Source organism: Algoriphagus yeomjeoni (assembly GCF_049821175.1).
In the GTDB taxonomy this organism is placed as follows: domain Bacteria; phylum Bacteroidota; class Bacteroidia; order Cytophagales; family Cyclobacteriaceae; genus Algoriphagus; species Algoriphagus yeomjeoni_A.
In genome coordinates this window covers 1797586-1810750 of the sequence record NZ_CP187512.1, presented here as the reverse complement: position 1 = coordinate 1810750, position 13165 = coordinate 1797586, and the positions used below count along the sequence as shown (strand labels likewise).

At 38.9% G+C, this 13165-nt stretch carries 11 protein-coding genes; 7 read left to right on the top strand and 4 right to left on the bottom strand.

Annotation, left to right across the window (positions count from 1 at the left end; translation table 11 throughout):
- Nucleotides 1-6 precede the first annotated feature (6 nt).
- Complete coding sequence (locus tag ACPUEN_RS07170) at nucleotides 7-255, bottom strand: NifU family protein (RefSeq protein ID WP_111613553.1); 249 nt, start codon at nucleotides 253-255, stop codon at nucleotides 7-9.
- A gap of 5 nt (nucleotides 256-260) precedes the next feature.
- Nucleotides 261-1355, bottom strand: coding sequence for an Mrp/NBP35 family ATP-binding protein (locus ACPUEN_RS07165; RefSeq protein ID WP_425639416.1), 1095 nt, complete (start codon nucleotides 1353-1355; stop codon nucleotides 261-263).
- A 149-nt stretch (nucleotides 1356-1504) separates the two neighbouring features.
- On the opposite strand from ACPUEN_RS07165, the gene dnaG reads away from it, so the two are divergent.
- The 5 genes from dnaG (at nucleotide 1505) to ACPUEN_RS07140 (ending at nucleotide 8290) form a co-directional block, all read left to right on the top strand.
- Nucleotides 1505-3442, top strand: a complete 1938-nt coding sequence (gene dnaG / locus ACPUEN_RS07160; RefSeq protein ID WP_425639415.1) for a DNA primase — start codon at nucleotides 1505-1507, stop codon at nucleotides 3440-3442.
- An 85-nt stretch (nucleotides 3443-3527) separates the two neighbouring features.
- Nucleotides 3528-4739, top strand: coding sequence for a bifunctional 3,4-dihydroxy-2-butanone-4-phosphate synthase/GTP cyclohydrolase II (locus ACPUEN_RS07155; protein ID WP_425639414.1), 1212 nt, complete (start codon nucleotides 3528-3530; stop codon nucleotides 4737-4739).
- 79 nt (nucleotides 4740-4818) lie between these two features.
- Complete coding sequence (locus ACPUEN_RS07150; protein WP_425639413.1) at nucleotides 4819-5481, top strand: hypothetical protein; 663 nt, start codon at nucleotides 4819-4821, stop codon at nucleotides 5479-5481.
- Complete coding sequence (gene surE / locus ACPUEN_RS07145; protein WP_111613548.1) at nucleotides 5482-6267, top strand: 5'/3'-nucleotidase SurE; 786 nt, start codon at nucleotides 5482-5484, stop codon at nucleotides 6265-6267. It begins immediately after the preceding gene.
- A 79-nt stretch (nucleotides 6268-6346) separates the two neighbouring features.
- Nucleotides 6347-8290, top strand: a complete 1944-nt coding sequence (locus ACPUEN_RS07140) for a tetratricopeptide repeat-containing sensor histidine kinase (RefSeq protein ID WP_425639412.1) — start codon at nucleotides 6347-6349, stop codon at nucleotides 8288-8290.
- On the opposite strand, the gene ACPUEN_RS07135 is transcribed toward ACPUEN_RS07140, so the two are convergent.
- Nucleotides 8276-9148 carry an ABC transporter substrate-binding protein gene (locus ACPUEN_RS07135; protein ID WP_425639411.1) on the bottom strand — a complete coding sequence of 291 codons (873 nt, stop codon included), beginning with the start codon at nucleotides 9146-9148 and terminating at the stop codon, nucleotides 8276-8278. The genes ACPUEN_RS07140 and ACPUEN_RS07135 overlap by 15 nt on opposite strands.
- Nucleotides 9149-9516: 368 nt before the next feature.
- Between ACPUEN_RS07135 and fbaA the strand changes: the two genes are divergently transcribed.
- Nucleotides 9517-10578: a class II fructose-bisphosphate aldolase gene (gene fbaA, locus ACPUEN_RS07130; RefSeq protein ID WP_111613047.1), complete on the top strand. Its 1062-nt coding sequence runs from the start codon at nucleotides 9517-9519 to the stop codon at nucleotides 10576-10578.
- A 58-nt stretch (nucleotides 10579-10636) separates the two neighbouring features.
- Nucleotides 10637-12187 (top strand): alpha-amylase family glycosyl hydrolase, encoded by a 1551-nt coding sequence (locus ACPUEN_RS07125; RefSeq protein ID WP_425639410.1) that lies wholly within the window; start codon nucleotides 10637-10639, stop codon nucleotides 12185-12187.
- A 47-nt stretch (nucleotides 12188-12234) separates the two neighbouring features.
- Here ACPUEN_RS07125 and ACPUEN_RS07120 read toward each other — a convergent pair whose 3' ends face one another.
- On the bottom strand, nucleotides 12235-13137 hold the full coding sequence (locus ACPUEN_RS07120; RefSeq protein WP_425639409.1) for a tetratricopeptide repeat protein: 903 nt from the start codon (nucleotides 13135-13137) through the stop codon (nucleotides 12235-12237).
- Nucleotides 13138-13165: the final 28 nt, after the last annotated feature.

The window sequence follows — 13165 nt, the reverse complement described above, 5'->3', positions numbered from 1 at the left end:
TTCTAATTAAGCAACAGTTAGGTTGACGGCTTCTACTCGGATGATTTCTGGGATTGCACGTTTGATAGCTTCTTCTACTCCTGCTTTAAGAGTCATAGTGGACATAGGGCAAGAACCACATGAACCCAACAACTCTAATTTTAAAACCATATCGTCGGTCAGTTCTACTATCCTCACATTTCCTCCATCTGCTTCCAGATAGGGGCGAATCGTGTCAAGTGCAAATTCTATTTGTTCTTTAAGTTCTGGTTGCATGTTCTTTAAGCTTTAATTTCTACCACTGCAGTTTTATCCTTAGAGGCATTTCGTATGGCAATTTGTCTAGCGATTTCTTCAGCTAGTTTCATATATGATTCTTGGGTGATTCCGTTTTTTAAAACTGCCGGATATCCCGAATCTCCACTTTCTCTAATACTTTGTACGATTGGTATTTCTCCCAAAAATGGCACATCGTATTTTTCAGCTAATCTTTTTCCACCCTCTTTACCAAATAGGTAATACTTATTATCAGGTAATTCTTCGGGTGTAAAATAAGCCATATTTTCAATAACACCTAAGATGGGTACGTTAATTTGTGGCTGTCTGAACATGGATAATCCCTTATTAGCATCTGCCAAAGCGACCTTTTGAGGTGTAGTGACGATTACAGCACCGGTAACTGGTACTGTTTGAACCATTGTCAGGTGAATATCTGAAGTCCCTGGAGGTAGATCGATCAACAGGTAATCCAGCTCTCCCCATTCTACATCTGAAATAAACTGCTTTAACGCTGAACTCGCCATAGGGCCTCTCCAGACCACTGCGCTATCCACTGGGGTCAGAAATCCAATTGACATCAATTTGACTCCGTATTGCTCTATGGGAACTATAATATTTTTATCACCTACTTTCTTGACAGCAGGTTGCTCAGCTTCCACGTTGAACATGGTAGGGATAGATGGGCCTGAAATATCCGCATCAATCAATCCTACTTTTGCTCCAGTTTTTGCTAAGGAGACAGCCAAATTCACTGCCGTAGTGGATTTTCCAACGCCTCCTTTTCCTGATGCTATTGCTATGATGTTTTTTACTTGTGGTAATACCGGAGCTGAATCTCTAATGGTAGTGACTTGAGAAGTCATAAATAACTCCCACTCAGGCTCAGTACCAAAGTCTTGTTCCAATACTTCCAGGCAATTATTTTTGATTACTTCTTTAAGTGGGCAAGCAGGCGTAGTAAGGACTACATCAAAACTGACTTTTTTACCTCTTATTTCTATTTTTTGTATCATTCCCAACGTCACCAAATCCTTCTTTAGATCTGGATCTTGTACCCGGGAAAGCGTTTTCAGGATATTATCCTTAGTTAACTCCATGAATTGAATATTGTAATTTTGCGCAATTTAGAGCTTAATGGCTTCTAAATAAAGTATGAATTAAATCTATCTTACTTCTGAACTAGATGAAACCTTAGAAAGTTCTCATTTTTTAGAATGAGCGATTAACTTTGCTTCATTATTTTCCTATGGGTATAAGTAAACTTACAACGGACAAGGTCAAAGAACGCATGGACATCGAAGAGGTGATCGGCGACTATTTACCCATGAAAAAGAAAGGTCAGAATCTCTGGGCCAATTGTCCGTTTCATGGAGAAAAGACTCCTTCATTTTCTATTTCTCCTGCAAAGCAAATCTACAAGTGCTTTGGCTGCGGTAAGGCCGGCGATCCCATCCAGTTTGTAATGGATATTGAAGGGATTGGCTTTCAGGAAGCGATAAAGCACATAGCTGGGCGGTATGGAATCGAAGTAGAAGAGGATGAGACTCGCACTCCTGAGCAAAATGAAGCTCAAAATGAGAGGGAAAGCTTACTGATTGCCTTAGGTTTTGCAAGAGACTTTTTTGTGAAAAACCTGCAAACGGCTGAGGGGAAATCTATTGGGCTTAGCTACTTCAAGGAGCGGGGATTTACACCAGCAATCATAGAAAAGTTTGACCTGGGCTACGCACTGGATGGCTGGGATAATTTGCTGAATGCAGCGAAGAAAGCTGGCTTTAAAGAAGAGATTCTGCTGAAAGCAGGTTTGATTCTTCAAAAGGAAGGAGACGCATCCCGAGTTTATGATCGCTTTAGAAATAGGGTCATTTTCGCAATTCACAACATCAGTGGTAAACCTTTGGGCTTTGGAGCTAGAATTCTTACCAAAGACAAAAACCAACCCAAATACATCAACTCCCCTGAGACACCTGTTTATCACAAAAGTGATGTGCTCTATGGGATGTTTCAGGCGAAGAAAGCAATTCGTGATAAAGACAATTGCTACCTCGTTGAAGGCTATACTGATGTGGTAAGCTTGCATCTTTCGGGAATAGAGAATGTAGTGGCTTCCTCTGGGACTTCGTTGACGGATGGGCAAATCAAATTAATCAAGCGATTTACCGATCAGGTCACAGTGCTCTATGATGGAGATGCTGCAGGTATCAAAGCTTCTCTACGTGGGATTGACTTGTTGCTGGAAGGCGGTTTGAATGTGAAAGCAGTAGTATTTCCAGATGGTGAGGATCCGGATAGTTATTCCAGGAAAGTCGGTTCTCAGGCATTTCAAGACTATCTGGAGAGCAACAGCCGTGATTTTATAGGCTTCAAAATAGGCTTATATAAAGAGGAGTTTACCAAGAACCCCATCCGCAAAGCGGAGGTAATCCGTGAAGTGGTTCAAAGCATAGGGAAAATTCCAGATCCGATCATTAGGTCAGTTTATGCCAAGGAAGCTTCCGGCCTATTAGGGATTGAGGAGGATATCATTCATGCAGAGTTGAATAAAACAATTCTAAAGAGCCAGAAGGATAATTATTATAGCCAGAAGGATGAGGCTTTCGCAGAGCAGGCAATCGACGAACTGATTCCAGATGAGACTTCTACTACATTTTCAGAAATTCTCAGGATTCAAGAGCGTGAAATGATTCGAATTCTAGTGAATTATGGTTGGCAAAAAGTAGGCGATGAAGAGATGCATCTTTGTCAATATCTGCTCTCTGAGACTGAAGAGCTAGATTTCACTACGCCTATTTACACTAGGATTTTGGACCTGTATAGAAATAGCCTTGTTCAAGGTGAGATTCCGACCTCAGAATATTTTATTGGCTTGGGGGATCAGGAAGTTCAAAAAGAAGTGATAGACTTAGTCACTGTTCGCCATGAAGTTTCGCATCATTGGGCTGATACGCATCAAATTATAATAAATACTGAGTCTGATGATTTGACGCTTACTGGATTTAAATCCATCCTGAGACTTAAGAAAAAGATGGTGCAAAAGCTGATGGAAGAGGCTAAGGAGAAGATAAAAAATGCTGAATCAGAGCACCTTGATGATGAAAAGATTCATGAGTTTCAGGTGATCTATTTTGAGCTCAAGAAAGTACAGCTTGAAATTGATAAGGAGCTCGGAATAGTCATTGGCTAAACCAAACTTTATTTGGCTTCTTCCTGTTTAAGATTTGAAAGCGTGTAAATTTGCTTTTCTTAATACTAATTCAAACACAAATTTCGTGGAAAAATATACGCTGGATCCTATTGAAGATGCTATAGTAGCCATCAAAAATGGAGAGGTAATTATCGTAGTAGATGATGAGGATAGAGAAAATGAAGGCGATTTCGTCTGTGCTGCAGAGACAGTAACACCAGAAATTATCAATTTCATGGCTACTCATGGACGTGGTTTAATATGTGCACCACTTATAGAGGATCGTTGTGAGCAGTTAGGTCTGGAATTAATGGTTGGTAATAATACTGCTGCTTTTGAAACCCCTTTTACTGTATCAGTGGATTTAATAGGCCACGGATGTACTACCGGTATTTCTACAGCCGATAGAGCCAAAACCATCAAAGCGCTCGTTGATGATTCTATAGATCCGAGTGAATTAGGAAAGCCTGGACATATTTTTCCTTTAAAAGCCAAAAGAGGTGGTGTTTTAAGGAGAGCAGGTCACACGGAAGCAGCAATTGATTTGGCCCGTTTGGCAGGATTTTCACCAGCTGGAGTATTAGTAGAAATAATGAACGAAGATGGGACAATGGCTCGACTTCCGGATTTGGTAGAGGTAGCCAAGAGATTCAATTTGAAATTGATATCTATCAAAGATTTAATTGCCTATAGATTAAAGCATGAGTCTCTCATAAAGCGTGAGATAGGAGTGGAGCTTCCTACTGATTTCGGCGATTTTGAACTAATTGCCTTTCGTCAAACCAATACTCAGGAGCTTCATCTTGCATTGATTAAAGGCAAATGGGAAAAGGATGAACCGGTTTTAGTTCGAGTACATTCTTCCTGTATGACCGGTGATATTTTCGGTTCCTGCAGGTGTGATTGTGGCCCTCAACTTCATGCTGCCATGCAGATGGTTCAGAAAGAAGGAAAGGGAGTTATTCTTTATATGAATCAAGAAGGAAGAGGAATTGGTTTGATTAATAAATTGAAAGCGTATAAACTTCAGGAAGAAGGTATGGACACCGTTCAGGCTAATCTTGCTCTTGGCTTGCCCTCAGACAGTAGAGACTATGGAGTAGGAGCTCAGATATTGAGAGATTTGGAAGTGAGTAATTTACGTCTGATTTCCAACAATCCTCAAAAGCGAGTAGGTCTATTGGGCTATGGTCTACAAATCGTAGAGCAAGTTCCTATAGAGATCAGTCCAAACGTGCACAATGAAAAATATCTCCAGACCAAGCGAGATAAAATGGGACACAATATTTTGAAGTAAATTCTTGTTCTTATATTAATATTTGTCAATATCTGGGGTTGAGAATTAACCTGACACGTATTATTCCGTAAACTCAGACATGATGGAAACAGCAAAAAAAGCATTAATTTCCCTTAGCATACTATTTCTGAGTATAGCTTCTGCATCTGCACAGAATCAATTTCCTTCGCAACTTTGGCACAAAGGAAATATCTATACTACAGATGGACAGGTCTTTGGTGGGAAAATAAAATACGATTTGGACAATAATGTAGTTCAGCTTCAAGATCAAACAATAGAAACGTTTACTTCCACAAACGTCACCTATTTTGAGTTTTTTGATGAAGTATATGGTGGCGTACGTAAATTTTACAGTTTACCGTATGCTTTTGAAAATGATTATGCCACCCCGATTTTCTTTGAAGTGCTCACAGAAGGTGAAGAACTTGCTCTGTTGTGCAGAGAATATGTAGCAACTGATTCTAGAGGAATGGGTAACTTTGGAATGATGGGAGGCTATGGCATGAATCCTTATTATGGTCCCCAGTCTATGATGATGGGGCAAAAATTAGCTTTTAATTATTACTTTTTGAAAAATGGTAAGATTGAGCAGTACAGCTTGAAGAAGAAAGATCTGTTTGAAATGTTGCCAGGTCATGATGATCAGATTTCCCTTTTTATGAGGAAAAATCGCTTAGACTATGACAAAAGAGGAGACCTACTTCGCATTACTGCCTATTACAACGAATTGAATCAAAACTAAATGTCCAAGCCTTTAATTCTCGTCTCAAATGACGATGGTATCACATCCAAAGGGATCCGTGTTCTCGTATCTGTGATGAAGAAACTGGGAGATGTGGTGGTAGTAGCACCAGATAGCCCTCAGTCAGGTATGGGGCATGCTATCACGATAGGAGAAACGCTACGTCTAGAAGAGGTTGATATTTTCGATGGTGTAAAAGCTTACAAGTCTAGTGGTACTCCTGCTGATTGTGTCAAATTGGCGAAGCATTATGTGATGAAGGATAGAAGTCCGGATTTGATCGTAAGTGGAATAAACCATGGTTCAAATACATCGATTTCTGTTCTTTATTCTGGGACTATGTCTGCGGCAATTGAAGGAGCAATGGAAGGTTATCCTTCAATTGGTTTTAGCTTATGCGATTTTTCTTCGAAAGCTGAATTTTCACATGTAGAAGAATGGGTAGAGAAAATAACCCGTCAGGTACTAAAAAAAGGGATGACAAAAGGAATTGCATTAAATGTAAACTTTCCACCAAAGCAAAATGAAGCTATCAAAGGGTTGAAAATTTGTCGACAAGCGGAGGCAAAATGGCAGGAGGAGTTTGATGAGCGTTTTGATCCAAATGGCAGAAAATATTTATGGTTAGCTGGTAATTTTGTAAATTTTGATAAAGGTGAGGATAATGATGAATGGGCAATTGCAAATAATTACGTTTCAATCGTTCCTTGCCAATATGATCTAACAGCACATCATGCAATAACTCAAATAAACAAGGAGTGGGATTGGGACGATTTAAAAAAGTAATCCCCGGCTCATTTTTTTAACCATCTATCGCTTTGTTTTTTAATCACTTATTTTTGACTAGTTAAATTGATAAGACTTCGTGAAACGAATTTTACTATTTCTTTTTATACTGAGCACATCTTTTGTCGCTTTGGCACAGGTTCAGGCAATTGATAGCCTGAAGAGTCAACTTGCTACAATAAAGGGTGAGGAAAGGTTGACTGTTTTAAATGACTTATCATTTTACCTGCGTGAAATAGAACAACAAGAGGCTTTTAACTATGCTACGGAAGCTGAGAAACTGGCTCAATCCCTGAACAATACCCTTGAAGAAGCCAAAGCCAAGGAAAATTTAGGATGGATATTCTACCGTAGAGGTCAGTGGCAAAAGTCTTTCAATTACTCCAAGGAAGCATACAAATTGGCTGTTGATGGAAATAATCTAGAAGCAGCAGCTAGAGTATTGAATAGTATGGGAGCGCTATACTATGAACAGCAAAACTATTCTATGGCCATAGTTCAATTCAAAAAGGCCTATGAGATCAGTGATCAAATGGGAGATCTCTATACGATGATTAGAAGTCTTAATAATGTTGCGCTAAACTTCTTAAGGCTTAATGAATTAGACTCTGCTTTAGCTTATACGTCTATAGCTTTTGAAGCGAATAAAAGTGCAGGATCGCCCTATTTGCTTTCTTTTTCAAATCGAATTATAGGAGATGTTTACTTTGCTAGAAATCAACTCGACTCGGCCGAGATGATTTATGAGGAAGCCCTAAAAAATGGAATAGCACAAGGCATCTCCAGTGTACAGGCTAGCTTGTTCTACAGACTTGGAAACACCTATCTACTAAACGGTAAGCAGGAAATGGCCAAGGAGGTACTTCTAAGAGGAATAGATATATCTATGCAAAATGGCCTAATTGATGAACTATCAAAAAGTCATAAATCCTTAGCGGAGTACTACCGGCAAATAGGAGATTATAAAAATGCCTTTGAGCAGCAATCCAAATTCGTCACCTTGAATGACTCCATTGTGAATAAGTCAAGTAGAGACAGGTTGGCGTTGATGCAGGGGATGTTTGAGGATGATTTGGAGCAATCTGAATTAGACTTATTGGTAGCGCAGAATGAGAATCAAGCCACTAGGTTGGCTCTCAACCGTAAAATAATTTTCTTAGTTAGTGCAGGTTCTGTACTGATTTTAGCCCTGTTGGTCTGGTTATTTTATTTGAATAGAAATATCAATAAAAAAAATGCAGACTTGCTTCTTCAAAAACAGCAAATACGAAAGCAGAATGAAGATTTGGAAAACAAGTCAATCCAACTTCAAGAAATTAACCAAACTAAAAACAAACTCTTTTCTATTATCGGGCACGACCTTAGGGGACCAGTAGGTCAAGTGAAATCAATCGTTGACTCTTTGATTGCTGGTTATATTAATCAGGGTGAATTTGATGAGCTGATTCAACATTTAAAAGTGGATGTGGATACGGTTTATTTTACGCTGAACAACACCCTAAAATGGTCGTTGGCTCAAATGGAAGGGTTTAAACTTCAAAAAGTGGATTTTAACCTCTATCAGTTGGTTTGTGATAACATCAAATTGATCGGCCCAAAATTAAGAGATAAATCAATTGAGATAGAATATATATCTCTAATCACGGACTTACAGATTTATGCAGACCGTGATTTGATTGAAGTTGTGATTAGAAATATTTTGAATAATGCAGTAAAATATTCCAAACCTGGCGATACAATTCAGCTTTCAGTAGAAGCAGATAAGGATCTGGTTACTTGGTGTGTAAAAGACCAAGGAATAGGTATGGAAGAAGATCAAATAAACGAATTGCTTTCACCTGATTATGTGATTTCGGATTCTAAACTAGGTACCAAAATGGAAAAAGGATCTGGTTTAGGTCTACAGATTTGCAAGGAATTCATTCGTATGAATGACGGTGAATTATTTATTAATAGCCAGCCAGGTGAAGGCACTCAGGTATATGTGCGACTACCTGCAAGTAAAGTTTTAATCAATAATTAAAAGCTTTTCGCTTGTCAGGAAATCTTCAAGCTGGGCTACTTCAGAAATAATCCCTAATTCTTTCATCATTTTCATCGCTTGATTCAGCTGACTTCTCGATAGTTCCGGTTCAGTAGCCCACGATGTTTGAGTAAACCATTCTTTTACATCATTGACATCTAGCGCATAGTTTATGGCTATGTCTGCAATCGTAGAGGAATTCGTTTGAAGGCTTTTGGATTCTGAATAGACTAAGTCTCTGAGTTTAAATATTACATCTCCAAATTCTGCTATCGCCTTGTTTGTTGCTATGATTGCAAAGCAAGGCCATGGACTTGGAACTTCACCTATCCGCTTCATTTGTTTCGATTCGACCCAAGGTTTGGTCGTGTACTTTTCCCAAAGAAACATTTCAGGCTTCTCCGGAGTCATTTCTGCCAGTGCCCCAGGTAGGTTATTGACAATTTTGAATTGCAGCTTTTCAGCATCCCAGCCCTCACGTTTTGCGAGTACATAGCTCATTAATTGAGACCCTGAACCTACTCGGCTGATGAGAAAATTTGGCTCTGTGATCTCTTCCAAGGAATCTACGGTAGAACCAGCTGAGATGTGAATGCCCCAATTTAAAGGCGATTTGACATGTAATCCTATCATTTTAGATGGGTTGCCTGCCTCGAAATCTTTAAGGAAGCTTTCTGTAAGGACTAGTGCAATATCACATTTATCCTCTCTCAGATCTTTGTTCATCTGTCCAGAACCTCTTGATTCGTCGGTCCACTGTAGTCTAATTCCTTCCTTCTCAAAAGGCTGATTTGCTACGACTTTTTTCCAAGGGAAGTTAAAATGCTCAGGAACTCCGGTGATTCTAAGGGTTTTCATAAGAGAAGATTTTACTCGTGACAAATGTAATAATCAACGGGGAATAGAAATTCCTAGGAGCAGAAAAATACCCTTTTAATCCAGCTATTTAGGGCATTTGAAAGATCACTTTAATCAGAGTGGAAATTGATTTTTTAATTTTCCGGTTTAGAATCCTACATACTGATGATTAAAACTTTTCTAGTCACTTCTTTTTTTGAAATCTACTGTGTTGAAATCGATTGCGCAGAAAGAAATGCTTTTAAGAATGATATTTTAGAATTAGAAGAGGGGAATTATAAGTAAGGGATTTATATCTTTGAACTCTACGTTAGAAATAGGGCCTTTTTTCGGGCGCTTTAACTTGAAATACACAAACCTAATACGATATGAAATTTAAACCTGGAGTAAAATACGGTGAAGAGCTTAGAGACCTTTATGCTTATGCTAAGGAGAATGAGTTTGCTATGCCTGCAGTGAACGTAATTAATACCAACTCGGTAAATGCTGTTCTTGAAACTGCAAAGAAATTAAACTCGCCGGTGATCATTCAATTTTCAAATGGGGGAGCCCAATTTTTTGCTGGTAAGTCGTTGGCAAATGATAAGCAACAAGCTAGTATCGCTGGTGGTATCTCAGGTGCGCATCACGTGCATTTGATGGCTGAAGCTTATGGTGTTCCCGTGATTTTGCATACTGATCATGCTGCAAAGAAGTTGTTGCCTTGGATTGATGGACTTTTGGACGCTGGTAAAGCTTATTACGCAACACACAAGAGACCTCTGTATAGCTCCCATATGTTGGACCTTTCTGAAGAGCCTTTGGAGGAAAACGTAGAGATTTCCTGCAAATACTTCAAAGAATTCGAAAAGCTGGAAATGGCAATCGAAATCGAATTGGGTGTAACCGGTGGTGAGGAAGATGGCGTGGACAATACTGACATTGATTCTTCTAAGCTTTATACTCAGCCTGAAGAAGTAGCCTATGCGTATGAGCACTTGAAAGAAATCGGTGATCTATTCACTATCGCCGCTGCGTTCGGTAACGTACACGGGGTGTATAAGCCAGGAAACGTAAGTTTGAAGCCAATTATCTTGAAGAACTCTCAAGATTTCATCAAAGAGAAGCATGGCTTGACTGGTAAGCCATTAAACTTTGTATTCCACGGTGGTTCTGGATCTACAGTTGAAGAAATCAGAGAAGCAAATAGTTACGGTTCTATCAAAATGAATATCGATACAGATATGCAGTGGGCATTCTGGGAAGGTATTTTGAATAATTACAAAAAGAATGAGGCATATCTTCAAACTCAACTAGGAAATCCTGATGGAGCTGATAGTCCAAACAAGAAGTTTTACGATCCGAGAAACTGGTTGCGCAAAGGCGAAGAGAACTTCGTAAAAAGACTTGAGCTGGCTTTCGATATGCTGAATGCAGTAAATAGAAATTAATACAAACAATAACGAAAAAGTCACTTTTATAAAGTGACTTTTTTTTTCTCCAATCCAAATGAAAAAGCCCGAAATAGCCTCAATTCTTATGGGATTAGCTTTAATGTCTGCCTGTAATCAAAAGCCCACACCTTCTGTCGAAAATTATTGGCCGAAAGCTGGTGTAACCTATGAGATTTTTGTTCAGTCATTCAATGATTCCGACGGAGATGGAATTGGGGATTTAAATGGTGTGACGGAGAAGCTTGACTATATCGCTGAGTTGGGAGCTAATGCAATCTGGTTTATGCCGATTATGCCTTCCCCTAGCTATCATAAATATGATGTGACTGACTACAAAGCTATCCACACTGACTATGGGACAATGGATGACTTTAAGAGGCTGTTGGATGAAGCGCATAAGCGTGATATTAAGATTATAATCGACCTGATTATCAATCATAGCAGCAGTGATCATCTTTGGTTTCAGGAATCTAAAAAAGGAAGGGATAATCCTTATAGAGATTATTATGTATGGGCTCAAAAAGACACAATCGCGGATTTTATAGAGAAAAAGGTCATCACGCTGGATTCCGATAACATCAGACAATGGCATGATCCGGGTTTTGGAGAAGATTTCTATTATGGTTTTTTTAATGGAGGAATGCCTGATTTGAATTTTGACAATCATATGGTTAGAGAGGAGATTTTTGACATAGGAAGATTTTGGCTGGAAGAGGTCGGAGTTGATGGCTTCAGATTGGACGCTGCAAAGCATATTTACCCAGATGAAAGAGCAAGTGATAACCACGAGTTTTGGATAGATTTTAGAGCTGAAATGACTAAAATCAAACCTGATGTTTATTTGGTGGGAGAGGTGTATGATAAAAAAGAAGTTGTAGCTCCATTTCTCCCAGGACTTCCAGCATTATTCAATTTTGATTTTCATTACACATTGATAGAATCATTGAATAAAATGGATGGAATGTTGTTAGTAAAGAAGCAGAAAGATGTTCTTGATTTTTACCAAAGTATTACATCAGATTTTATTGATGCGACGATATCTTCTAATCACGATCAGCCAAGGTTACTCAATGAACTAGGTTCTGATCCTGAAAAATACAAGCAAGCAATAGCAATTCTGATGACCATGCCTGGAGCTCCTTATCTGTATTATGGTGAGGAAATTGGTATGTTGGGATTAAAGCCTGATGAGCAAATCAGAGAACCTTTCCTCTGGGATGTAAAAGAGAAAGATACTGGACGTACTACATGGATAGAACCAAAGTATTCCTTAGATAAAACGGTTACTCCTTTGGCCTTGCAAAAAGATGAGCCAACTAGCTACTTTAATCATTACAAAGAGTTGATTTACCTTAGAAATACCAATCCTGCATTGGCAATTGGCTCACTGGAATTGCCTTCAACTTCTTATCCAAAATCGGTAATGGCTTATTCTAGAAAGCTTTCTAATCAAGAAGTAGTAGTGTTGCATAACCTTGGGAAAAAGAAAATATCAATTAATGCTCCTGAAGGTTTTGATCAAGAACTCTTTTCTCTGGGAGCTGTAGAGGCAGTAGGAGACCAAATTAAATTGGGTAAAAACTCCAGTGTCGTATTTATGAAGTAAACTATACAACCGGTAAGAAATCCTTTTCTTTTGATCAGACTTTCTTGCTAGTTTTCATTTACGTTTACCTCTCCTTCCAATTCTTTCAATTTTGCAATAGCACTTTCAAGCGTAGGTTCTAAAGCAACTACTCTTTTGAAAACTTCAATTGCGCGATCCTTTTGACCATTTTTTGTTAATGCTTCTGCATAACTATTTAATACGCGTGGAGAATAAGGGAAGATCACCGAATTGATTTCATAGGTAAGTAATGCTTGAGGCAGACGGCCTGAAGTTTCGAATAAATAACCAAGGGTATTCAGCTCCTTCTCTTTGCCTACCCGTTGATACACTTCATTGAAATGAGTTTGGACATTTCTGTAGATAGAATCCAAAGGTTCCGAATCAAATAATTCCAGAAGGTAAGTCGCAGCACGGTAATTAGGCTCTGAGGCATAACCAAGCGCGATTTGGGCTAAATCAGTTTCCAAATCATTCACGGGAAATTCCACAATCCGGGAATATTCCTGATCATTTTCCTTGAAGATAAAAGTCGGTACTCGATGGATTAGCATTCCTTTTTCCTCTCCATTTGGACCTTGCTTATACTGCTCTTCTCCGTCATATAAGGCAGTGAATTTGAGTTGGTCTTCACTTAACCCAAGCTCGTTCCAAAGTTTCACGAACTGTGGAACCCAGCGTTTGCTATCTCCGCACCATGTTCCGATAAAAATCTCCACTTCGGTATTCTCCAGACTCTTTTTCCAATCGGTATTTTTTCCCGAAAGTTGGAATAACTTCTCACTCTGCTCATACCATTTTTGAAATGTGGTATCAGTTCTTAAAATATTGAGATCAAATTCTCCAGCAAGGTGCTTTTCCCCCTCAGAATTAAAATAGGTTAAGGGAGTTTGAGCTAGTATCTTATTTGAGCATAAAAGAATAAGAGCAATTAGAAAATGTCGCTTCATTGAAGTGTATTTAAACAGTAGATTAAAA